At 34.9% G+C, this 22,348-nt stretch carries 23 protein-coding genes and 1 pseudogene; 10 read left to right on the top strand and 14 right to left on the bottom strand.

What is annotated here, in order from left to right; translation table 11 throughout:
- Positions 1 to 77: 77 nt before the first annotated feature.
- The 3 genes and pseudogenes from ES676_RS03685 to purB all read right to left on the bottom strand — a co-directional run bounded on the left by ES676_RS03685 (position 78) and on the right by purB (position 3,297).
- Entirely contained in the window at positions 78 to 830 is a 753-nt protein-coding gene (locus tag ES676_RS03685; protein ID WP_148368695.1) for a GLPGLI family protein, read from the bottom strand.
- A gap of 59 nt (positions 831 to 889) precedes the next feature.
- Positions 890 to 1,660 (bottom strand): annotated as a pseudogene (locus tag ES676_RS15040) (GLPGLI family protein).
- Positions 1,661 to 1,953: 293 nt separating this feature from the next.
- Complete coding sequence (purB, locus tag ES676_RS03670) at positions 1,954 to 3,297, bottom strand: adenylosuccinate lyase (RefSeq protein ID WP_148368692.1); 1,344 nt, start codon at positions 3,295 to 3,297, stop codon at positions 1,954 to 1,956.
- An 898-nt stretch (positions 3,298 to 4,195) separates the two neighbouring features.
- Here purB and ES676_RS03660 point away from each other — a divergent pair.
- Together ES676_RS03660 and ES676_RS03655 are read left to right on the top strand one after the other, a co-directional pair.
- Positions 4,196 to 4,669 (top strand): heme-binding domain-containing protein, encoded by a 474-nt coding sequence (locus tag ES676_RS03660; protein WP_148368691.1) that lies wholly within the window; start codon positions 4,196 to 4,198, stop codon positions 4,667 to 4,669.
- A gap of 15 nt (positions 4,670 to 4,684) precedes the next feature.
- On the top strand, positions 4,685 to 5,923 hold the full coding sequence (locus tag ES676_RS03655; RefSeq protein WP_148368690.1) for a glycosyltransferase: 1,239 nt from the start codon (positions 4,685 to 4,687) through the stop codon (positions 5,921 to 5,923).
- A gap of 99 nt (positions 5,924 to 6,022) precedes the next feature.
- On the opposite strand, the gene ES676_RS03650 is transcribed toward ES676_RS03655, so the two are convergent.
- The 3 genes from ES676_RS03650 to ES676_RS03640 all read right to left on the bottom strand — a co-directional run bounded on the left by ES676_RS03650 (position 6,023) and on the right by ES676_RS03640 (position 9,782).
- A complete protein-coding gene (locus tag ES676_RS03650) occupies positions 6,023 to 6,640 on the bottom strand; it encodes a tRNA (guanine-N1)-methyltransferase (RefSeq protein ID WP_148368689.1) in 618 nt (205 codons plus the stop codon).
- Positions 6,641 to 6,781: 141 nt separating this feature from the next.
- Complete coding sequence (locus tag ES676_RS03645) at positions 6,782 to 8,230, bottom strand: glyceraldehyde-3-phosphate dehydrogenase (RefSeq protein ID WP_148368688.1); 1,449 nt, start codon at positions 8,228 to 8,230, stop codon at positions 6,782 to 6,784.
- Between the two features lie 139 nt (positions 8,231 to 8,369).
- Positions 8,370 to 9,782, bottom strand: coding sequence for a trypsin-like peptidase domain-containing protein (locus ES676_RS03640; protein ID WP_148368687.1), 1,413 nt, complete (start codon positions 9,780 to 9,782; stop codon positions 8,370 to 8,372).
- Between the two features lie 140 nt (positions 9,783 to 9,922).
- On the opposite strand from ES676_RS03640, the gene dapF reads away from it, so the two are divergent.
- The 5 genes from dapF to ES676_RS03615 all read left to right on the top strand — a co-directional run bounded on the left by dapF (position 9,923) and on the right by ES676_RS03615 (position 13,952).
- Positions 9,923 to 10,702: a diaminopimelate epimerase gene (gene dapF / locus ES676_RS03635; protein WP_148368686.1), complete on the top strand. Its 780-nt coding sequence runs from the start codon at positions 9,923 to 9,925 to the stop codon at positions 10,700 to 10,702.
- Entirely contained in the window at positions 10,696 to 11,229 is a 534-nt protein-coding gene (locus ES676_RS03630) for a GNAT family N-acetyltransferase (RefSeq protein ID WP_148368685.1), read from the top strand. Before dapF ends, ES676_RS03630 begins: the two co-directional genes overlap by 7 nt.
- Positions 11,219 to 12,262: an endolytic transglycosylase MltG gene (gene mltG / locus ES676_RS03625; protein ID WP_148368684.1), complete on the top strand. Its 1,044-nt coding sequence runs from the start codon at positions 11,219 to 11,221 to the stop codon at positions 12,260 to 12,262. The genes ES676_RS03630 and mltG overlap by 11 nt, the downstream gene beginning before the upstream one ends.
- Positions 12,263 to 12,285: 23 nt before the next feature.
- A complete protein-coding gene (locus tag ES676_RS03620) occupies positions 12,286 to 13,173 on the top strand; it encodes a DUF2279 domain-containing protein (protein ID WP_317130596.1) in 888 nt (295 codons plus the stop codon).
- Between the two features lie 107 nt (positions 13,174 to 13,280).
- Positions 13,281 to 13,952 carry a peptidoglycan-binding protein LysM gene (locus ES676_RS03615; protein WP_148368682.1) on the top strand — a complete coding sequence of 224 codons (672 nt, stop codon included), beginning with the start codon at positions 13,281 to 13,283 and terminating at the stop codon, positions 13,950 to 13,952.
- A 3-nt stretch (positions 13,953 to 13,955) separates the two neighbouring features.
- Here ES676_RS03615 and ES676_RS03610 read toward each other — a convergent pair whose 3' ends face one another.
- From ES676_RS03610 to dnaA, 3 genes are all read right to left on the bottom strand, one after another.
- Complete coding sequence (locus tag ES676_RS03610) at positions 13,956 to 14,666, bottom strand: SAM-dependent methyltransferase (protein WP_148368681.1); 711 nt, start codon at positions 14,664 to 14,666, stop codon at positions 13,956 to 13,958.
- Positions 14,667 to 14,744: 78 nt separating this feature from the next.
- Complete coding sequence (locus ES676_RS03605; protein WP_148368680.1) at positions 14,745 to 15,197, bottom strand: low molecular weight protein-tyrosine-phosphatase; 453 nt, start codon at positions 15,195 to 15,197, stop codon at positions 14,745 to 14,747.
- A 30-nt stretch (positions 15,198 to 15,227) separates the two neighbouring features.
- Positions 15,228 to 16,655, bottom strand: a complete 1,428-nt coding sequence (dnaA, locus tag ES676_RS03600; RefSeq protein WP_148368679.1) for a chromosomal replication initiator protein DnaA — start codon at positions 16,653 to 16,655, stop codon at positions 15,228 to 15,230.
- A gap of 184 nt (positions 16,656 to 16,839) precedes the next feature.
- Here dnaA and ES676_RS03595 point away from each other — a divergent pair, with 184 nt between their 5' ends.
- Complete coding sequence (locus ES676_RS03595) at positions 16,840 to 17,244, top strand: acyl-CoA thioesterase (protein ID WP_148368678.1); 405 nt, start codon at positions 16,840 to 16,842, stop codon at positions 17,242 to 17,244.
- Here the strand turns inward: ES676_RS03595 and ES676_RS03590 are convergent.
- From ES676_RS03590 to ES676_RS03570, 5 genes are all read right to left on the bottom strand, one after another.
- Positions 17,241 to 17,861 (bottom strand): IMPACT family protein, encoded by a 621-nt coding sequence (locus ES676_RS03590; RefSeq protein ID WP_148368677.1) that lies wholly within the window; start codon positions 17,859 to 17,861, stop codon positions 17,241 to 17,243. The genes ES676_RS03595 and ES676_RS03590 overlap by 4 nt on opposite strands.
- Before the next feature lie 85 nt (positions 17,862 to 17,946).
- Positions 17,947 to 18,810, bottom strand: a complete 864-nt coding sequence (locus ES676_RS03585) for a DMT family transporter (RefSeq protein WP_148368676.1) — start codon at positions 18,808 to 18,810, stop codon at positions 17,947 to 17,949.
- Entirely contained in the window at positions 18,807 to 19,418 is a 612-nt protein-coding gene (locus tag ES676_RS03580; RefSeq protein WP_148368675.1) for an HAD family hydrolase, read from the bottom strand. Before ES676_RS03580 ends, ES676_RS03585 begins: the two co-directional genes overlap by 4 nt.
- A gap of 56 nt (positions 19,419 to 19,474) precedes the next feature.
- Positions 19,475 to 20,461, bottom strand: a complete 987-nt coding sequence (gene ribD / locus ES676_RS03575; RefSeq protein WP_148368674.1) for a bifunctional diaminohydroxyphosphoribosylaminopyrimidine deaminase/5-amino-6-(5-phosphoribosylamino)uracil reductase RibD — start codon at positions 20,459 to 20,461, stop codon at positions 19,475 to 19,477.
- A gap of 4 nt (positions 20,462 to 20,465) precedes the next feature.
- Positions 20,466 to 20,921 (bottom strand): hypothetical protein, encoded by a 456-nt coding sequence (locus ES676_RS03570; RefSeq protein ID WP_148368673.1) that lies wholly within the window; start codon positions 20,919 to 20,921, stop codon positions 20,466 to 20,468.
- Positions 20,922 to 20,975: 54 nt separating this feature from the next.
- On the opposite strand from ES676_RS03570, the gene ES676_RS03565 reads away from it, so the two are divergent.
- Complete coding sequence (locus ES676_RS03565) at positions 20,976 to 21,467, top strand: GNAT family N-acetyltransferase (protein WP_148368672.1); 492 nt, start codon at positions 20,976 to 20,978, stop codon at positions 21,465 to 21,467.
- 14 nt (positions 21,468 to 21,481) lie between these two features.
- Complete coding sequence (gene prmC / locus ES676_RS03560; RefSeq protein WP_148368671.1) at positions 21,482 to 22,348, top strand: peptide chain release factor N(5)-glutamine methyltransferase; 867 nt, start codon at positions 21,482 to 21,484, stop codon at positions 22,346 to 22,348.

Genomic DNA, 22,348 nt, shown 5'->3' with positions numbered 1-22,348 from the left:
AACTACATGAATACAAAACTATAGCAAGTATGATTTTGAAATAAGTAGGGTTAATAACTATTTTCGATAGTTTTAAATTAGTTGTCGTCACTAATTATAGTTTCAATTAATTTTTTAGGAATGGAGAATCCACCACCATTTGGAGTTCTATAGTTTTTTAATTCGTTATATTTTTTATAATATATCTCTGTATATAAATTCCAGGATATAGGTTTTTCTTTAGATTCAGAAAAAGGGTTTGTTATATCAATCTGTTTCTTGCTTATGTTTATTTTATTAGCAATCATTTTAAATTCTCCATCATCCGATTCTACTTGTAATATAAGTCCTGGTAAACCGTAAAATTTCCAAGGCCCCGTTTGAAAAGGAATTTCGGTAGTAAAATAAGCTGTGTACTGTCTGCCGCGGTATTCAGTAGTCGCTTGCTGGCAAGTATAGCCTAGTATGTCTTTCTTCTCATTTTTAATGTTCCAGTTAAAAATATTCATCGAATCCTTCACTAAAAAAGGTTTCATACCAACCCGTTCTATACTATAAATATGTCTTGTTTTTGAGTCTTTATAAATGATTGGATTTTTTTTCGACTTTAAATTTAAAACAGAACCCCCGTTTACTCCAGCTTCTTCCTCAACAAGATTAAAGTTGCCTACAAAGTCCATTTCGTAATGCGAAAGCACACCGTTAGAAATTAAACGTGAATTTATTGTAGTTACTGAAGGAAGACTTTTAAACTGAATAGAATACGTGTAATCTGCAATTAATATGCTTTCTTGAGCGTGACCGAGACTTGCACAAAGTATGAATATTAAAAAGTAGAATTTATTTTTCATATAAGATATATTAAATTTATTTATGCTTGAGAATTAAATCCTATTTAAATAGTAATGCCCTAATAATCTTTTAAAAGAATGGATTCTGGATAGATTAATGTCTCTATTTTTTGTTTAGGTATAGATCGTCCCCCTCCATTTGGTCCTCTGTAACTTTGCAATTCTATATACTTTTTTTCATATTCTTTTATATAATCATCCCAAGACATCGGGTTTAATTCTAATGTAATAAGAGGGTTTTTAATAGTTACTTCTTCATTCTTCATACTAATAGCGTTTGCCATTAGTTTCAATACACCGTCATCCGATTCTACTTGTAATATAAGTCCTGGCAAGCCGTAAAATTTCCAAGGCCCCGTTTGAAAAGGAATTTCGGTAGTAAAATAAGCTGTTTATTGTCTGCCTCGGTATTCTGTAGTCGCTTGCTGGCAAGTATAGCCTAGTATGTCTTTCTTCTCATTTTTAATTTTCCAATTAAAAATATTCATAGAATCCTTTACCAAAAAAGGCTTCATACCAACCCGTTCGATACTATAAATATGTCTTGTTTTTGAGTCTTTATAAATTATAGGATTGTTTTTAGGTTTAATGGCGAGGATAGAGCCACCATTTTCCCCAGCTTGTTCTTCAATAAAATTAAAGTTGCCTACAAAGTCCATTTCGTAATGCGAAAGCACACCATTGGATGTTAATTTTGAATTTACTGTTGTTGTAGAAGGACTTGTTTTAGGCTGAATAGAGTACGTGTAATCGGCAATTAATATACTTTCTTGAGAGTGACCGAGACTTGCACAAAGTATGAGTATAAAAAAGTATAATTTATTTTTCATTTTGTAAATTTTAATCTGATTTTACAGCGAACGAAAGATCGTAATAGAAAGTTTAATATATGTTAAAATCCTCATCTGAATTATCTGCTATTTAATTATATAATGTTGCTAATATATTATTATTATTATTATTATTATTATTATGTTTTGAGGCGTAAATGCAAATAATTTTGAAAATAAAATAAATAGAAAGAGTTTTCTTTGGAACCCTAAAGTCATAAAACTAAAAAAGGATAGCGTGAGCTATCCTTTTTGTATTAAAAGAGTTTCTATACGAACTCACAATTTTATTTTTATATCCCAGTATAATTACTTGGTGTAATAGCTTTTAATTCTGTTTTAATAGCATCGCCAACTTCAAGCGTATCAATAAAATTAGCAATAGAAGTTTGCGTAATCGCTTCGTTAGTTCGTGTTAAACCTTTTAGAGCTTCATACGGGTTTGGGTATGCTTCACGACGCAATATTGTTTGGATCGCTTCGGCCACAACTGCCCAGTTGTTTTCTAGATCGGCAGCAAATTTACTTTCATTTAAAAGCAATTTATCCAATCCTTTTAATGTTGAAGCAAAACCAATTAATGTATGTCCAAAAGGCACACCAACATTACGTAACACCGTACTATCTGTTAAATCACGTTGTAAACGAGAAAGTGGTAATTTTGCCGATAAATGCTCGAAAATAGCATTAGCTAGTCCTAAGTTTCCTTCACTATTTTCAAAATCGATAGGGTTAACTTTGTGTGGCATTGCGCTACTTCCAACTTCACCAGCTTTAATTTTTTGTTTAAAATACTCCATAGACACATACGTCCAGATATCTCTATCTAAATCAATAAGTATCGTGTTTATACGTTTTAAACAATCAAACAAAGCCGCCATATGGTCGTAGTGCTCAATTTGAGTGGTTGGAAACGAGTGGTGTAATCCTAATTTATTATGGACAAAAGCACTTCCAAATGCCTTCCAGTCTATAGACGGGTAAGCCACTTTGTGCGCGTTATAATTTCCTGTTGCTCCACCAAATTTCGCAGCGCTTGGGATAGCGTTTAATAAATTAAATTGTTCCTGTAAACGCACAACAAAAACGTCTAACTCTTTGCCTAATCGAGTAGGCGAAGCGGGCTGGCCGTGAGTTCTAGCTAACATTGGTATGTCGGCCCATTCTGCAGCGAGTTCTTTTAAACGGTTTAATAATTTAGTGTATTCAGGAACGTAAGCCCCATTCATAGCGTCTTTAATACTTAACGGAATGGCTGTATTGTTAATATCTTGAGACGTTAAACCAAAATGGATAAACTCTTTAAACTTTGATAAATTTAAAGCATCAAATTTTTCTTTAATAAAATACTCAACAGCTTTAACATCATGGTTTGTTACACTTTCTATTTTTTTAATAGCTAGCGCGTCTTCCGTAGAGAAGTTTTTATATATAGCTCTTAATTCTTCAAAACGAGAGGAATCTACGCCGTCAAGTTGCGGTAATGGTTGTTCACAAAGTGCGATAAAATATTCTATCTCTACTAAAACACGGTATTTTATTAGTGCTTCTTCAGAAAAATAAAGAGTTAATTTATCAATTTTGTTTCTGTAACGGCCATCAATTGGAGAAATGGCATTTAATGTAGATAATAACATAGTGATTTTGTATTGTTTTTGAAAAAAAACAAAGATAGCTTTTTTGGACGATGATTACCGATTGTATTTTTAGGAATTTCTTAAAATATTGCTTTTTATAATTACTGTCTTTAACCCTTTTAACAGAACACGGTTTGTAACTTTATTAAAATAACACTTGGTGTTAAAAAAGTGATTTTAATGCGGTAGAAAGGACGCTTTTTAAATAAAGCATTGCTGTCTTTTAGAGTGTTACAATTAATTGTTGTTTCTTAATACTTAAAGTGAGGTGGCCTTATCGCACTTATCGGATAACAATTAATCGCTGCATTTTTTTTAGGATCTGTTGTGCTCTATCTTTAAAACCAATACTTTGCATTTGGTAATCGCGCTCTAAAATCAGTGAAGTTCCGGATGAAAGCAAGAGTATTCGTTACCAAATAAAAACAAACTATTCATAGTATAGGCTTTGGGTGCAATGCCGTCATCGTTTATCATCGAATCAAAACAAGACGCAATCATTTTTTCTTTGTGTGTTTCGTCTAAATGATGCTTGACTAGCGCATCGAGTTTAGAATAGTATGCCGTGTTATCTATGCGCCGACTTTTGCGGCAGGTCGCACAGCAGAATCAAGGTGCACAGTATGCATTTGGTTGATAAGCGTCTCTAAATAGGGGTGACAAGCCTCTAGTTTTTGCCCGCACTTAATAGCGGAAACCCACTCGGCTCGGCACGAAATAGGATCGTTTGGCGTAAACAGAATATTGAGTAATTGTGGGATTAAATTTGGGGTGTTAATGACCCGATTAGCATAATACAATTGTTTTTATCGCGCGTGATTTACCTAATTTAATTTGTCGTAGAGTTGCTGTAGTGTCCCTAGTTTTTTTACTTTTGAATTCTAATGTAATCAAAAACATGAAACTCCTAAAAAAAATACTAGTCGCTTTATTTATTTTATTTATTGTAGCTCAGTTTTTCCGACCAGAAAAAAATGACGGTAACTTAGAATCGGTCAACGCGTTTCTAGCTGAAACTAATCCGCCAGAAAACGTAAAAGCTATTTTGAAAGAATCGTGTTTCGATTGTCATACCAGCGCTTCACGATATCCTTGGTATAATGCGATTACGCCAGTTAATTACTGGTTAGCAGAACATATTAACGACGGAAAAAAGCATCTTGATCTCTCAAATTGGGAGGGTAATTCGGTAAAACGAAAAGACCATAAATTTGAAGAGATTATAGAAATGGTCGAACAAAAAGAGATGCCGTTACCCAGCTATATATGGACACATAGTGAAGCGCAATTAAGCGAGTCACAAATTCAAGCAGTTATAGATTGGGCAAACCAAGTGCGATTAGGCTATGCATTAGCGCCAAGGCCAGAATAGTATAATTATTTTAATGTGAAAAAAAACATACTTATTATCGGTTTTGTTTGGCCCGAGCCTAAAAGTTCGGCTGCTGGAAGTAGAATGATGCAATTAATTGCGGTGTTTCAAGCTCAAGAGTATACCGTTACATTTGCAACCGCGTGTGCTAAAAGTGCTAATGCTTTCGATTTAGAAAGTATTGGTGTTAAAACGGCCGCTATTGCAATAAACAGTGCGAGTTTCGACACGTTTATTTCAACTTTAAATCCTGAAATTGTGATGTTCGATCGGTTTAATGTCGAAGAACAATTTGGGTGGCGGGTTGCAGAACAGTGCCCAAAGGCGCTACGTGTTTTAGATACCGAAGATTTACATTCCTTACGACGCGGCCGTCATCAAGCCTATAAAGATAACGCTGAATTTAATACCCACTATTTGTTTAACGATACGGCAAAGCGTGAAATAGCGAGTATTTATCGCTGTGACCTTACCTTAGTTATTTCTGAAGCTGAAATGGCCTTATTAAAAGAGCAATTTAAAGTTAATGAGCGCCTACTGCTGTATTTGCCGTTTATGCTAGATTCCGTTTCGGTTGCTGCACAACAACAGCTTCCATCGTATTCTAAGCGCAAACATTTTGTAACCATAGGGAATTTTTTACACGAACCCAATTACAATTCTATTTTGTATTTAAAAGAAAGTATTTGGCCACTAATTAAACAACAATTACCAGCAGCCGAAATGCATATTTATGGTGCTTATGCCACTCAAAAAGTAACACAACTTCACAATGAAAAGGAGGGCTTTTTAATAACGGGATTTGCCGAGAATGTGGCTACAGTAATGCAAAATGCAAAAGTCTGTTTAGCGCCTTTACGGTTTGGCGCAGGGTTGAAAGGAAAGATCGTAGATGCAATGGTAAGCGGAACACCTTGTGTAACGACAAAAGTGGGAGCCGAAGGCCTTTTCGGAAATTTAAATCCCAATGCCTTTATTGAAGATACTCCAAACGCTTTTGCAAATAAGGCCATTGAGTTATACAGTACTGAATTTATTTGGAATACGTTTCAAAACAACGGATTTGAAGTGGTAAACCAGCGCTTTAATAAACTTCATTTTGGAGCGCTATTGGTACGTCGACTGAAATCTCTAATAACAGATTTAGAATCTCATAGATTACATAATTTTACCGGTCAGTTACTAATGCATCATACGTTGCAAAGCACAAAGTTTATGAGTAAATGGATTGAAGCCAAAAATAGAAAAGATTAAACTAAAGACAAGAATAGAAAGAATCTAACTCGCTTTTAAATAAAAACCCTCCTGCAATACGAAATTACAGGAGGATTTTTTGTGGTGTAAAACAGTTTTTTATTTACTGTTTTTGTGCTTATTCAATTCGTCTTGCAGTTGTCTGCGCACTTTTTGTTCACGTTCTAGAGCGACACGTCTGTGATCTTCAAATTCTTCTTCGGTTTCAGAAAGTGCTGTTCTCGCTTCTTTAGTAACCACATTACTATTTTTAAATCTATAAATGAAAAAAAGGAGTAAGGCTAATAAAGCGCCAATAATAGACCAAAGTAGGGTGTTATAACCCGATTTACTCATTTGTAAACCGAAAAGAGACATACTGTCTTTTTCTAAATTTGTCTTGTCTAAAGATTCCTGAGTGTTTGATAAACCAGATTTTAACTTCGAAATTTCTTGATTCTGATTGTCGCTAATAGCTTGCGTCGCATCTAGATTTTTATTAATGGCTTTTAATGAATCTAGTGTGTGTGCTTTAAGAGCATATAACCACGTTTTCTTTACAACTTTATACTCTTGGTAGTCGTTAGAGCGTTGTATAACAAACTCAAATTGATTGTCTAAAGTACCACTATTTAAAGATAGTTTTTCCTCTTCTTCGGTTACTTTGTTTTGAGCTTTAGTGTGATGTGATAAGTTGAAAATTATAAGAAATACAACTAGTATCTTGCAGTTATTCATTGTTAAAAATTAAAGTAGTTATAAATACCGAGAAGGTATAAAATAAAGTTTAGTGAGTAAATTTATAGATAATGAAAAGCCTCACTAAAAGTGAGGCTAATGTATATACGTTAAACATCTTTAAATTGGATGTTTTACTTATTAATAATACGTAAAACGTCTTACTTTAGCGATGTATTTTGCTAAGCGAATCACTTGGTGACTGTAACCGTACTCGTTATCGTACCATACGTAAAGGATAGCGTTTTTACCGTCTTCTCTTACTATGGTAGCTTTACTGTCGTAAATAGAAGGAGCGGAGCAACCAACGATATCGCTGGACACTAATTCATCGCTCATTTCGTATTTAATTTGCTCTACTAAATCGCCCTCTAAAGCGTATTTTTTTAAGGTTGCGTTAATGCTTTCTATGCTTGCTTCAGATTCTAACTCTAAGTTTAAAATAGCTAAGGAACCATTAGGAACAGGCACGCGAATAGCGTTTGAGGTTAGTTTACCTTCAAAACTAGGCAATGCTTTACTTACTGCTTTTCCAGCGCCAGTTTCTGTAATCACCATATTTAATGCTGCTGCACGGCCACGACGGTATTTACTATGGAAGTTATCTACTAAGTTTTGATCGTTAGTGTAGGCATGAATAGTCTCTAAGTGACCGCTTTTTACGCCGTACGTATCTTCGATCGCTTTTAAAATAGGAGTAATAGCATTTGTAGTACAAGACGCTGCCGAGAAAATATCGATTTCGTCTGGGTTGTGTTCTAAGTGGTTAACACCGTGAACAATGTTTGGTACTCCTTTTCCTGGTGCTGTTAATAACACTTTATCTGCGCCTTTAGAAGATAATAAACGACTTAACGCTTCTTTGTCTCTAAACACACCTGTGTTATCAATAATTAAAGCATTATTAATATCGTATTGTGTATAGTCGATATCTTCAGGTTGGTTTGCTGAAATAATTCTAACGGTTGTTCCGTTTATAATTAATGCTTGTTTTTCTAAATTTATTCCAACCGTTCCAGGGAAATCTCCGTGAACAGAATCGTTGCGTAATAAAGAGGCTCTTTTTTCTAAAATTGTAGCATTTATAGCACCACGTGTTACAATTGCTCGAAGACGTAATTGACTACCTTTTCCGGTTTTGGTCATTAACTCTCTCGCAACTAAACGCCCAATTCTACCAAAACCGTATAACACGACATCTTTAGGTGTAATCGCTTCGTAAGCATTAGCGCCTTTAAGTTTACTTGCAACAAAGGCGATAGCATTACTAAAGTTTTTTTCTTCTAGATGGTATTCGTACGTTAATTTACCGATATCTAACTTTGCTGGTGGAACATCTAAGGTTTGTATCGCTTCAGCTATTTCTACAGAATCAAAAACAGAGATTGGTTTTTGTACAAATTCTCCAGCGTATTCGTGAAGATTTAAAATTTCGCTTACATTTCTATCAATAAGTTGATTTCTAAAAAGAACTAACTCAATAGATTTGTCGTACCATAGGTCGCTTACAATTTTAATAAATTCTACAGTTGCTCTACGTCTGTCTGCTTGAAACGCTAATTCGCTTTCGTAAGTTTCGTTAACTGGCATCTTTTAAAGTGTTTAGTGTGTTGTTTAAGTTTGTGCAAAAGTATAGATTTTTAAGGTTTTTCTGAAACTTTTTAACTAAAAAAACAAAAGCACTTTATGGTCTATAAAGCACTTTCAATATTACTGTAACAAAAAGAGATTAACGCAATCCATATCGGGTTTTTTCGCCATTCGAATTAATGATTTCTATGTTTAATGGTTGGTACGGATTTCTATTTTTTATAATGGTTTGTACGTCTTCTATAGAGTTGACTTGGGTATTATTAATAGCTGTAATAATACTCCCTTCGGTAACACCATCACGCTTAAAATAATCGGCATATTGGCTATTCAGTTTTACTATTTTCACACCTTCTTTAACGTTGTAGGGACGTAAATCTTTGGGTTTAGCTTCTTTTATAACACCAATATTAGGAATAGTGTAAGTATCGTTTTTTAATAAAGTTACGCCCGCTTGTTTAGTAATGCCATTTCTTAAATACGTTACTACCACGACATCATTTGGACGCTTAGTATCTAATAAGCCCCTTAAATCCGAAAACTTAGAAATTTTAACTTGGTCTATACTCTTAATAATATCACCGTGTTGAAGTCCGGCAGCTTCGGCGCCGCTATCTTCTTCTATAGTATCAATATAAAATCCTTCTGTTTCATCAACGCCTAGCTTTTCGGCCACCATACTGTTTAATGCTCCTCCCGTAACACCCAAAATACCATTTTGGACATTTCCATATTCCATAATATCTTCCACTACTTTTCGAGCAATATTACTTGGCACCGCAAAAGAATACCCAATATACGATCCTGTTTGAGAGGTAATGGCCGTATTTATGCCAATAAGTTCCCCGAGCGTGTTAACAAGAGCGCCTCCAGAATTTCCGGGGTTTACAGCGGCATCGGTTTGTATAAACGACTGTTTGCTTTGTCCCGATAGATCTCTAGATTTTGCACTAATAATTCCAGCAGTAACGGTGGAGGTTAAATTAAAAGGGTTGCCAACTGCCAATACCCATTCACCAATTTTGACGTGATCACTATCGCCAAACGTTATGTAAGGTAAATTTTCATCGGTTTCTACTTTTAAAAGCGCAATGTCCGTTTTAGGATCTGTTCCTATAATTTTAGCCGGTAACGTTTTATTGTTGTTAAGCGTTACGCTTAATTTTTCAGAACCATCAATAACGTGGTTGTTGGTAATAATGTAGCCATCGGGCGAAATAATTACGCCACTACCAGTGCCTAATTGCATGCGTTGTGGGAGACGTCCCATAAACAAATCTTCAATAGTGGGTTGGCCCGTCTCTAGAGTAACGTTTTTAACGTGTACCACCGCGTGTACGGTGCGCTCTGCTGCTGAAGTAAAATCAATGTCTTCGGCGGCAGCCAAAGCGTTAGAGTTATTATCCGTATAATTTACCGGAGTAAACGCAGCGGTAAAGGGAGCGTTTTTAACCGTTGTAATTTCATCTTTTTCTAAAAAGGTTTTATAAGCTCCTAAAGTAATTGCCCCTCCTAATACTGAAACGAAGACCATTGTTAACACTTTTTTCATTAGTATATAGATTAATTAATAATTACTATGATAACGATTAAAAATAATTATTTATTGAGTCAATTTTTTAACTTTAACGTCCATTTAACACCCTGAATAATTTTCGAAAAGCCTATATTTGCCGTAATAACTAAGCAGAAATGGCGCATACATTTTATAAATATCAAGGCACGGGAAACGACTTTGTGTTTATTGATAATAGACAACAGACCTTTAATAAAAACAATACTAAATTAATCGCTAAATTATGCGACAGACGCTTTGGTATTGGTGGTGATGGCTTGATTTTGCTAGAAAATGATGACAATACCGATTTTAAAATGGTGTATTTTAATGCCGATGGAAACGAAAGTAGTATGTGTGGTAATGGCGGAAGATGTATAGTAGCTTTTGCTAAATTTCTTAATATTATTGAGGATAAAACAGTATTTATAGCTGTTGATGGCGTGCACGAAGCCATTGTTACCGCTGAAGCTATAGCACTCAAAATGCAAGATGTCGCTACTATTGAAGAGACGCCAACCCACACGTTCTTAAATACAGGGTCGCCACACCATGTAACTAATGTGGACGATGTAAACGCTTTTGATGTTAAACTAGAAGGCGCTAAAATACGATACGGCGCTCCTTATAATGAAGCAGGAACGAATGTAAATTTTGTCACCAAAGTTAATGAGAATACTTTTACTGTAAGAACATACGAGCGTGGGGTAGAAGACGAAACCTTGTCGTGCGGTACTGGCGTTACAGCCGTGGCTTTAGCAATGCACAAGCGAAATAAAACCAAGGCAACGACTATAACCTTACAAACCGAAGGAGGAATCTTGCAAGTTTCTTTTAAAAAACAAAACGATGGTTATACCGACATTTGGTTAAAGGGACCAACACAACAAGTCTTTAAAGGAGAAATAGAATGGTAACATTACACGGCGAACATATTTACTTACGTGCATTAGAGCCCGAGGATTTAGAATTTATCTACGCCATAGAAAACGATGAATCTATATGGGAGTTAAGTGCCACTGTTGCACCATATTCTCGCTATTTAATAAAACAGTATTTAGAAAATGCGCACCAAGATATTTATGAAGCTAAGCAATTACGATTGGTTATCTGTAATAAAGAAACGCTCGTTTTAGGATTAATCGATATATTCGATTTCGATGTTAAAAACAAACGTGCTGGTATTGGCATTTTATTACAACATAGTGAGAATCGACATAAAGGCTACGGCAAAGAAGCGCTAAATTTACTGTGTAATTACTGTTTTACACATTTAGATTTACATCAATTATATTGTAATATTTCTGAAGAGAATATAGCAAGCATTAAATTATTTTCAAATCAAGGATTCCAAGACGTCGGTTTAAAAAAAGACTGGAATTACAGCAACGGAAGTTTTAAAAACGAATATTTATACCAATTAATCAACACGAATGTACATTAAAAAAATCCTTTTAGCCATAGTAATCATTGGCCTTTTTGTAGCGGGTTACTTTTCTTATTTTGTTTATAACGCAATGTTTAAACCGAATACTAATTTCGAGCCCTCTGAAACGTACTTGTATGTTCCAACCAACGCACGGTATACGGAGGTTAGAGAACGTTTAAAACCACTTTTAAAAGATATTGATGGATTTGATGCTTTAGCGGTAAGAAAACAATACACCTCGAATATTAGAGCAGGGCGTTTCGTGATACAAAAAGGAATGAGTAATAACGATATTATTAATACCATTCGCAGTAAAAATACACCGTTACAATTGGCTTTTAATAATCAAGAGTCTATTGAAAAATTAGCGGGACGTATTGCCACCCAAATAGAACCGGATAGTTTAAGGTTGCTACAAGCAATGACCGATGCCCAATTCGAAACTCAAAATGGATTTACTACTAATAACCGATTGGGGATGTATATTCCTAATAGTTATGAGTTTTTCTGGAATACTTCTGCCGAAGAGTTTAGAGAGCGTATGTTAAAAGAATACAATCGGTTCTGGAACGCGTCTAGAACAAAAAAAGCGGAATCTTTAAATCTAAAACGCGATGAGGTGATGACTTTGGCTTCAATAGTTCATGAAGAATCTAAAGAAGCTAGCGAACAACCTCGTATCGCTGGTGTGTATTTAAACCGTATTCGTATAGGGATGCCTTTGCAAGCCGATCCGACGTTAAAATATGCCGCTTATCAATTGCCAGAGTATCAAAATACGGTTATTAAACGCGTATTGAATAAGCATAAAGATATCGATTCGCCATACAATACATATCAAAATCGAGGTTTGCCACCGGGGCTTATCGCTATGCCGGACGTTACTGCAATCGATGCTGTCTTGAACCCAGAAAAACACAGTTATCTTTATTTTGCTGCCGATGCTAGTCGTCTTGGGTTTCATAAATTTGCAAAAACCTTATCCCAACACAATAATAATGCCCGAGAATATCAAAGGTATTTGTCGGCTCAAGGTATTAATAGATAATGAAATGTTGTGTCGTAGTTTGTTTGTGTATCATATTACATTCGTTTTCTGTAGGTGCACAATCTGCGGTTCAATCCTTTTTAACGCCTAGCGATTCATTACATATTCCTCGACGAAATGCCGTGGTTATTGCCGAAGCTTCCATTGGAGGTTTAACATTAATCGGGTTAAATACCTTGTGGTATAGCGACTATAAGCGTTCCAAATTCCATACTATAAACGATAATCAAGAGTGGTTTCAACTCGATAAATTGGGGCACGCTTTTAGTGGATATCAATTAGGAAGACTAGGCGCTGAAACGTTAAAGTGGAGTGGAGTCCGTGAAAAAAATCGATTATTATACGGCGGAACTTTGGGGTTTTCATTTTTAACAGCTGTCGAAATTTTAGATAGTTTTTCTGAAGAGTGGGGCTTTTCTTGGGGTGATTTTACCGCCAATACTGCTGGTGCTGGATTATTTATAGGGCAGGAATTACTGTGGGACGAACAGCGTATCGCATTAAAATATTCCTTTCATCAAACTAAATATGCGGCTTTGAATCCTACTAAACTAGGACACGGATTGACCGAAGAGTTTTTAAAAGATTATAATGGGCAAACCTATTGGTTAAGTCTTAATTTATACTCCTTTTTTAAAGAGAGTACGCTTCCAGAATGGCTAAATCTAGCGGTTGGCTATGGTGCAGATGGAATGTTGGCAGGAACGAATAACGTTCAAGATTTAAAGGGGTTTCATCAAAAGCGCTACGCACAATATTACCTGAGTTTAGATCTTGATTTAACTAAAATAAAAACAAATTCGGCCTTGTTACGTACGCTTTTCAGTGTCTTTAACAGTGTTAAGGTACCCTTGCCAACTTTAGAGTTTACTAGCGAAAACGGACTCAAATGCTATCCGTTTTTCTTTTAACATACTTTAACACCTTGATTATCAGTATAATTAAAAAAGCTGTATATTTGCACTCGGAAATTTCAGGCACGCATTATAAATTTAAGTGTTTGAGAAAATCTAAAAAAATGAATAAAAAAAATAGTGTAAAGTTTTTATTATTAGCGATAACGATATGTGCATTAGCGGCATTTTCTGTATCTCCTAAAATAGATACAGAATTTGATATGACAGACCATTCTACAAAAGGATTAGATCTGGAGTATACGGTGTGTATAACCGACTCTGTTACTTTTGCCTTAGCTAATCCTAAAGAAAAAAAGTTTAGTCCTAAGCTAGGGAAATCGTTTTTAGGTTTTAAAGAAGCCTTAGGCTTTAAAGAATCTCAAAACAATTACTTCACAGTAAACTCTCTGGGATATCTAGGAAAGTATCAATTTGGAAGAAGCACTTTAGCGCTAATTGGTATTAATAACACGACAGAGTTTTTAAATACTCCAGAATTACAGGAAAATGCTTTTATAGCACTAACATCGCGTAATAAATGGGTATTGAGAAAAGACATTAAACGTTTTGTTGGAAAAAGTATCAATGGTATTAGAGTGACCGAATCTGGTATATTAGCTGCGGCGCATTTAGCAGGCCCAGGAGGTGTGAAAAAATACTTGAGAAGTTATGGTGCTTCAGGATTTTCTGATGCCTACGGAACCTCTATTGGTTCGTATATGAAACGTTTTTCAGGTTACGATACGTCGGTAATTAAGCCTAATAAAGCAGCTAAAGTACGATTACAAGCGTAATTGTTAACTTTTATGAATTATAAATAACGTTGGTCTTTTATGAAGGTCAACGTTATTTTTTTTCCATTCATTTACCGTTAAAGTTCTAATGTATTCGGTAGGTAAAGTAATATCGCAAGCCACACAAACCGAAGTGTTTCCGGTTAAATAGGCGCATAGATCTTCTAATAATTTATTGTTGCGATACGGTGTTTCTATAAACGATTGTGATTGATTGTGCTCGAAAGACAATCGTTCTAAGCGTTTAATCTCTTTTTTACGATCTCCCTTATCTATTGGTAAATAGCCGTTAAAAGCAAAGCTTTGTCCATTCATTCCAGAGCTCATCATAGCCAGTAAAATAGACGATGGCCCAACCAGTGGAATCACTTTCAAATTATTTTGGTGTGCAATGTTTACAATATCCGCACCCGGATCGGCAACGCCAGGGCATCCTGCTTCCGAGAGTAAGCCTACGTGCTCTCCTTTTTCGCAAGGCAATAAATAACTTGGTAAATCGGTACTATCTGTAAATTTGTTTAAAGGAAAGAGTTGTAAGGTAGACAGATCTTTTTCCGGACAAATCTTTTTAATGAAGCGTCTCGCCGTTTTTTCATTTTCAACAATAAAAATAGAAAGTGCTTCTATTTTATTTTTAACTGTTATTGGTAAGACATTAAGTGGTTCGGTATCTCCTAGGGTAGTTGGAATGAGGTAAAGTGATCCTTTTTGCATAGTTAGTCGTTCTAATAATTGGTTAAAAGGTGCTAAAAAGTAGCGGAATAAAGAGATGTGATTTATAATTAAAGGAGTCTAAACCTTTAATTTTTCGGCAATAGCATTACAAGCCACGTCTAATAAATTATATACATCTAAAAAACCAGAATCTCCTCCGAAATAGGGATCTGGAACATCTAAATTTTTATTGGGGTGACTTTCGTTTAAAATAAGTTTTACTTTCGAAATGTCTTTAGGATTACGAGCGCACTTTATAATGTTTTCGTAATTAGAACTATCCATTGCATAAATAGTGTCGAAGGTATCAAAATCGTCAACGTTAAACTGTCGTCCGCTTTGCTTAGAAATATCTAAGCCAAACTTTTTGGCAATCGCAATGGATCTTGGGTCTGGCGGGCTACCAATATGGTAATTACTAGTCGCGGCAGAATCCACTATAAAAGGAGTATCTAGTTTAGATTCTAAGATACCTTGAGCTAGTGGTGAGCGACAGATATTTCCGAGGCAAACCATTAGTATTTTAGTCATAATTTTTACGGTGAAACCCGATAGTTTAAATTAAACAGATAATTTTTTAGTAAGATCTTCGACGTACTTTTTAAATTGTTTGTCGGTAGCCGATAAATTATCTACAGTTTTGCAAGCGTGTAATACCGTAGCGTGATCTCTTTTTCCTATTTGTGAACCAATACTTGCTAACGATGCTTTCGTTAATTTCTTAGCAAAAAACATAGCTAATTGTCTCGCTTGTACAATATGGCGCTTTCGTGTTTTAGATTGTAGGGTATCGACATCCATTTGGAAATAATCTGAAACTATTTTTTGAATATAATCTATAGATACTTCCCGTTTGGTGTTCTTTACAAATTTCTCGACAACCTGTTTCGCTAATTCAATATTAATTTCTTTTTTGTTAAAAGAGGATTGAGCGATTAGAGATATAATAGCGCCCTCTAGCTCGCGAATATTAGATTTAATGTGTTTAGCAACGTATTCTATAATATCGTCTGGCATTTCCACCCCATCGCGATACAATTTGTTTTTAAGTATAGACACACGTGTTTCAAAATCTGGCGTTTGTAACTCGGCCGACAGACCCCATTTAAAACGCGAGAGTAAACGTTGTTCAATATCTTGCATATCAACAGGTGCTTTATCACTTGTTAAAATAACCTGTTTACCATTTTGGTGCAAGTGGTTAAAAATATGGAAGAAAACATCTTGTGTTCCGGATTTTCCAGAAAGAAACTGCACATCATCAATTACCAAAACATCAATTAACTGGTAAAAGTGAATGAAATCATTTCTATTATTTTTCTTAACAGAGTCTATGTATTGTTGCGTGAATTTTTCAGCAGAAATATAGAGAACGGTTTTTTCTGGGTATTTATCTTTAATATCAACACCAATAGCGTGCGCTAAATGCGTTTTACCTAAACCAACACCTCCAAAAATTAATAAGGGGTTAAAAGACGTTCCGCCTGGTTTTGCAGAAACAGCTAAGCCGGCACTACGCGCTAATCTATTCGAGTCACCTTCTAAGAAGTTCTCGAAGTTGTAATTAGGATTGAGTTGAGATTCTATTTTTACATTACGAATTCCAGGAATAACAAATGGATTGCGTAATTGTGGGTTTTTATTATTTAACGGCACATCAATATCTTGCGATTTAACAGCCGAGCGATTAGAACTTGGAATGCGTTCTGTAAACGGTTGTTTATTACCGTAAGTGTTTTCCATTTTAATAATGTAAACCAGTTTTGCATTTTCACCGAGCTCTTTTCTAAGTGCTACTTTTAATATTTTAACGTAATGTTCTTCTAGCCATTCATAGAAGAATTTACTAGGTACTTGAACACTCAAAGCATTATCACTTAGTTTTACCGCCACGATAGGTTCAAACCATGTTTTATATGCTTGTGGTTGAATGTTGTCTTGAATAAAGTTGAGACAGTTAGTCCAGACCGATTGCGCAGTAGTACTCATTATTGATTAAAAGGTTTATTAATATTAGATAATATAGACCATTATATTTGAAAAATAGGGTCTGTTTTAAAGCGTGACAAATATGTGAACAAATTTCTAAAAAAAAAAATCATTTACTATTGATTATTTAGTTTTTTTTCCCCATGTTGAGGAGGGATTCTAAACTACAAAAAATTTTCTAAATATGAGTGTTAAAAGCAATGAAATTAAAATAAAAGTACGTTATGCAGAAACAGATCAAATGGGAGTGGTACACCACGGAAATTATGCGTTATATCTGGAAATAGCGAGAATTGAGTGGTTGCGAGAATTAGGGATTTCTTACAAAAAAATGGAGCAAGATGGTATCGGCTTGCCAGTCATTTCATTACAAGTAAATTACAAAAAATCGGCGTATTATGATGACCTCTTAACCGTTAAAACTACACTTGCTAAACCACCAAGTGCAAGGGTAGAATTTGACTATATAATTGTTAATAATTCGGGCGAAATTATAGCTACAGCAAAAACAGTTTTAGCTTTTGTAGATATGAAAAAAAATAGACCAACGCGACCGCCTCAATTTTTTATAGAGGCGTTACATAATTAATCTTCTAGTTCTTTTACAGACACTTCATAAATACTATTAAAAGAAGTCTCCACTTTCGAGGCTTCTTTTTGTCGTACCGAAATAGTGATTTTGCAATCGAGTTCTAATTTTTGATCGACGATGTTTAAATTCTTCTCTTTAATAATACGCATCACTTTATTCATGTTTTTATATTCGAAAGAAATTAAATATAAAACATTAATTGTTTTGGTTTTAATATTAGAGCCATCGAGAGCCATTTGTGCTCCCGTGCGGTAGGCGCTAATTAAACCCCCAACCCCCAGTTTTACGCCTCCAAAATAACGCACCACTACAATTAGTATATTTGTAACGGCATACGACTGTATTTGACCGTAAATTGGCATTCCGGCGCTATTATTTGGCTCACCATCGTCGTTAGCTCTGTATTTTATTTTATCGGTTTGCGTTCCTATTTGATAAGCGTAACAAAAATGCCCTGCCGAGCTGTGTTGTTTTCGAAGTGATTCAAGTGCTATTTTTACATCCTCTTCGTTCTTTATCGGAAAGGCATAGCTAAAAAATTTACTATGTTTTTCTTTAAATAGTGTTTCTTTCGAAGGTTTTGTAATCGTTTTATAAGTGTCTGAAGTACGCAATGGTTTGGATCTTTAAGTAGTTTGCAATGTACTAAACACAATACAAACGGTGTTGCACTCTTGGCGCTATTCTATTTATAATCTATTAACTATTTACAATTAAAATAATACTTAGAAGTGCTAAACCAATACCAATCCAGTTCTTTGTTATAAGTTTTTCTTTAAATAATAAAAGGCCTAATAAAGTAGACGTTGCAACGATAGCAACATTATTAATGGTAAAAACTATCGAGCTCTCAAGATGTTTAGACTGTAAGGCTAGTAAAATATAGTGAATGGAATAGTAATTGGCAACGCCTAAGAAAAAACCTCCTACCACACTTTTATAACTCAAATTCAATGGAGGTTTCGTTGATTTCACAAGTATTAAAAGCGTTCCAATAAGTCCTGCAAAGCAGAAAATAGTAGCCGAAAATATAGGAATACTATCAGGCTCTAAGTAGGTGTTTTCTATATAATTAATAAAGGTATCTATAATTCCAGCACCCAAAAACAAACTTAGGGGAAGCCATAAACCTTTACTGTTAAACACCACTTTTTTCTCCTTAATGGATGTGAGATATACCGCAATTAAAGCGAAGACAATACCAACTATTTTTAAAACACCTAGTTTTTCGTGGTATAAATATATGCCGAAAACTATAGGAATCACCACACTCATTTTACTAGCAACAGAAGCCACGGACAATCCGTTTTTTTGAACAGTTAATGCCATAATATTAAAAACGGTTATAAATAACACACCTAAAACTATAGCTCCAATAAGCCATTTTGCGTTTAAAATAGTAGTGATGTTAACAGGCGTTTTATAATGTAACAGACCAAATGCACAAGCCGTATAGTAATTAAAAACAATAGCGTGTAAGGTATTGACTTGGTATTTCTTAAAAAGTTTAAAAATAACAAATATAAAAGTGGAAGATAATATGCTAAATATTAATGCTATCAAAAGAATTCTCTTTTTAGGGTGAAAACATCTATAATATCTTCGGTTTTCGGGTTGTTATTCCATACATTAAACCCAAGCGTGCTGGCGGCTTCAGTATTTTCTGTAGTGTCGTCAATAAACAAACACTCTTCAGGTTTTAAATTATTTTCAGAAAGTACAAAATCGAAAATGGTAGCGTCTGGCTTACGCATCATAACTTCGTGAGATAGATAGAATTTATCAAAACACGCTTTAAAATCTTCGTAAAAGGAGAGGTGTTTGTCTATAGATTCAATATGCAAAGCGTTGGTATTACTTAATAAAATAAGTTGGTATTTTTTGTCTCTAGCCAATTGCTGTATAAACTCTAAACGGCGTACAGGGAAATCGCACAAAATATGATTCCAAGCGTCAATAATATCGCTTTTACTCAATTCTGGAAAATTCGAGCTATAAAAATCAACAAACTCTTCAGTAGATAATAATCCTTGTTCGTAAAGTGCATTCATAGCAACAAGTTCTTCAGGGAATTCTTCAATCTTAAATAATTCTAAAGCATTTGCCATTGCGCCCTCTTTATCTAAGTTAATAAAGACATTTCCAAAATCGAAAATAAGTGTTTTAATCATAAAATAGGGTAGTGTTTTTCTGTTGAAATGAACAGAGTGTATTGTGGTTTTATCTTTTATTGTAACGGATGATACGTCGTTAATTTATCGATTCCTAAGTGTTCTATGGATGCTGTTTTACCTTGAAATTGTGGTGCTTTTACACCGTAGTTAAATGTAATGTTTCCAGTAAATACTCGTGCTTCATCCCATATATTTTCGTTTATAAATAACTGAAGCGTTTTCGCGCCCCCCTCAATAATAACCGATGTTATATTGTGCTTATACAGTGCATCACAAATTGTTTTTGCACGCGTTTCTTTAAGACGCAGTGTTTCTGCATCAGCGTTAAAAATAGTATGTGAGTGGCCTAAGATAGTATTTTTGTCAAGAACAATTCTTGTAGGGTTCTGTCCCGTCCAATCACGCACCGTTAAACTCGGGTTATCTTGTAAAACGGTTTGTGTACCCACTAAAATAGCTTGTTCTTCGGCTCTCCACTTGTGTACTAACTGGCGAGATAGTGCAGTGGTAATCCATACTGGTTTTTTCTCGTCTCTGTGTTTCGGTGCTATAAAACCGTCGCTAGTTTCTGCCCATTTTAAAATAACGTATGGTCGTTTTTTGTTATGAAACGTAAAAAAACGCTTATGGTGCGTTTTACACGCGTCTTCTAATACACCAATTTTAACCTGTCTTCCTGCTTCCAATAATTTTTGAATACCTCTTCCGGCCACTTGGGGATTGTCGTCCAAGCAACCAATTACAATATTGGGGATATTATAATGTATAATAAGATCGCTGCACGGTGGCGTTTTTCCGTAATGGGAGCATGGCTCTAAGGTAACATATAAAGTGGCGTGCTTTAAAAGCGATTTATCTTGTACAGAATCGATAGCATTAACCTCGGCGTGATTGCCGCCGTAAGGGCTCGTGAAACCTTCTCCAATTATGGTGTCGTTGTACGTAATTACAGCGCCCACCATTGGATTAGGACGCGTATAGCCTAAACCATTTTTAGCGATTTGTAAACACCGTTTTATGTGCCTTTCGTGTGTATTCAATAGATTAGAGTTTAATTTTTACATCTTGAATTTCGTTAACCGAATAGGTGTGCGAAAAACCATAAACTTGATATGAAATAGTACCTAAATACTGTACCTTAACCGTTTTGTTAAGATAACTATCTAGCAAACTGCTTAAATTATTTAAGTTTAAAATACGTTTGGTAGGAATATTAGCTTGTAACGGAATGGAGAACTCTTGTTTTGCGGGTACTTTGAATTTTTTAGACGATATATTAGCTACTTCAAGGTTGTTAACAAGTACTTTAAGACTATCGGTCTTTAAATAGCCACTCACAGTATTCGGGTTATTGAAAAAAGCATCGGCACTTAAAATAATGAATTCCGAATTAGAATCTACCACATTTATATTTTCAACTTTTAAAAATTCCGGCTTTTTATTAATGCCGCAACTTAGCATTGAAATTAGTATTGTTGATAAGATTATAAGTTTCTTCATATCTATTTTTTGCAAATTCTTGTATCTTCACGTTCGTAAAAATAATGTTTTAACGTGAGCAAAGATACTATTGTTATTAGAGAAATAGAAGTTAAAGATAATGCCGAAATGGAAGCGGTGATAAGAGACTGTTTTATAGAGTATAAGTTGCCGTTGGAAGGAACTGCTTACGCCGATAAGGAAACTACTATGATGTTTGAGTCGTACCAAAATGCGCGTAGTGTGTATTATGTTATCGAGCAAAATGGTGTTGTTTTAGGTGGAGGCGGTATTAAAGCGTTGCCTAATTATGAAACTGAGGTTTGCGAAATTCAAAAAATGTATTTTGCACCAGAAATAAGAGGCAAAGGTTACGGTAAACTTCTTTTTGAGCAATGCTTAAAAGCGGCAGTCGATAATCACTTTAAACAGATTTATATTGAAACAGTGTCATCATTAGAAGCGGCTATTCATATTTATGAAATCTATAATTTTAAACATTTAAAGGCCCCTTACGGCGATACTGGTCATTATTCTTGCGATATTTGGCTTCTAAAAGACCTTTAATAAAAATTTAAACAGTGTTATTAAAAGATTTAAAAAAAATATTCCATAACGAATTGGATGCTATTTATGGTGAAAACGAAGTCCGTAGTTTATTCTTTATTTTAATAGAAAGCTATTTCGGTATCTCGCGTTTAGAGTTAGCGTTGCAGCCCGAATTGGCAATTACAACGAATGAGCACCCCAAAATTATGGAAGCCTTAAGTCAGTTAAAATCGCAATACCCAATTCAATATATTTTAAAGGAAACAGAATTTTATGGTTTTCCATTTAAAGTCACTGCCAACACACTAATACCACGTCCGGAAACGGAAGAATTAGTCACTTGGGTTTACGATTCTGTTAAGGCTTTTGCTACTAAAACCGAGCACCCAAAACTAGTCGATATTGGTACAGGTTCTGGCTGTATAGCAATTTCGTTGGCTAAATTATTACCGAAAGCACAGGTTTCTGCCATCGATGTTTCTAAAGCGGCTTTGCAAGTCGCAAAACAAAATGCGAAGCGCAACAACGTAAAAATAAATTTTATAGAAGCTAGTGTTTTAGAGCCCCAGCCAGAGGTGTTTTCCGAAGGTTTAGATATTATTGTTTCTAACCCGCCGTATGTTCGCGAATTAGAAAAACAAGAAATGAAACCCAATGTTTTAGATAACGAACCGCATTTGGCGCTATTTGTTGAAAACGATAACGCTTTACAGTTTTATACAGCAATTATAGACTTTTCTAAATTACATTTAAAAGAAAACGGTCTGTTGTTTTTTGAGATTAACGAGTCTTTGGGGCAAGAAATGATCGCCTTACTAAAAGAGAATGACTTTACAGATATTGAACTGAGAAAGGATATGTTTGGTAAAGATAGAATGATAAAAGGAGTAAAAAGTTAA

The organism is Bizionia saleffrena (assembly GCF_008086175.1).
Taxonomy (GTDB): Bacteria; Bacteroidota; Bacteroidia; order Flavobacteriales; family Flavobacteriaceae; genus Bizionia; species Bizionia saleffrena.
This window is presented reverse-complemented; position numbering and strand designations above follow the sequence as displayed.

Bases quoted from the DNA above. Each gene is read 5' to 3' on its own strand.
- ES676_RS03615 (WP_148368682.1), top strand. From the start codon at position 13,281: ATGAATAAAAAAAATAGTGTAAAGTTTTTATTATTAGCGATAACGATA.
- ES676_RS03645 (WP_148368688.1), bottom strand. From the start codon at position 8,230: ATGCCAGTTAACGAAACTTACGAAAGCGAATTAGCGTTTCAAGCAGAC.
- ES676_RS03660 (WP_148368691.1), top strand. From the start codon at position 4,196: ATGAAACTCCTAAAAAAAATACTAGTCGCTTTATTTATTTTATTTATT.
- ES676_RS03580 (WP_148368675.1), bottom strand. From the start codon at position 19,418: ATGATTAAAACACTTATTTTCGATTTTGGAAATGTCTTTATTAACTTA.
- ES676_RS03605 (WP_148368680.1), bottom strand. From the start codon at position 15,197: ATGACTAAAATACTAATGGTTTGCCTCGGAAATATCTGTCGCTCACCA.
- mltG (WP_148368684.1), top strand. From the start codon at position 11,219: ATGTACATTAAAAAAATCCTTTTAGCCATAGTAATCATTGGCCTTTTT.
- ES676_RS03570 (WP_148368673.1), bottom strand. From the start codon at position 20,921: ATGAAGAAACTTATAATCTTATCAACAATACTAATTTCAATGCTAAGT.
- dnaA (WP_148368679.1), bottom strand. From the start codon at position 16,655: ATGAGTACTACTGCGCAATCGGTCTGGACTAACTGTCTCAACTTTATT.
- ES676_RS03595 (WP_148368678.1), top strand. From the start codon at position 16,840: ATGAGTGTTAAAAGCAATGAAATTAAAATAAAAGTACGTTATGCAGAA.
- purB (WP_148368692.1), bottom strand. From the start codon at position 3,297: ATGTTATTATCTACATTAAATGCCATTTCTCCAATTGATGGCCGTTAC.
- ES676_RS03630 (WP_148368685.1), top strand. From the start codon at position 10,696: ATGGTAACATTACACGGCGAACATATTTACTTACGTGCATTAGAGCCC.
- ES676_RS03685 (WP_148368695.1), bottom strand. From the start codon at position 830: ATGAAAAATAAATTCTACTTTTTAATATTCATACTTTGTGCAAGTCTC.
- ES676_RS03650 (WP_148368689.1), bottom strand. From the start codon at position 6,640: ATGAATAACTGCAAGATACTAGTTGTATTTCTTATAATTTTCAACTTA.
- dapF (WP_148368686.1), top strand. From the start codon at position 9,923: ATGGCGCATACATTTTATAAATATCAAGGCACGGGAAACGACTTTGTG.
- ES676_RS03640 (WP_148368687.1), bottom strand. From the start codon at position 9,782: ATGAAAAAAGTGTTAACAATGGTCTTCGTTTCAGTATTAGGAGGGGCA.
- ES676_RS03610 (WP_148368681.1), bottom strand. From the start codon at position 14,666: ATGCAAAAAGGATCACTTTACCTCATTCCAACTACCCTAGGAGATACC.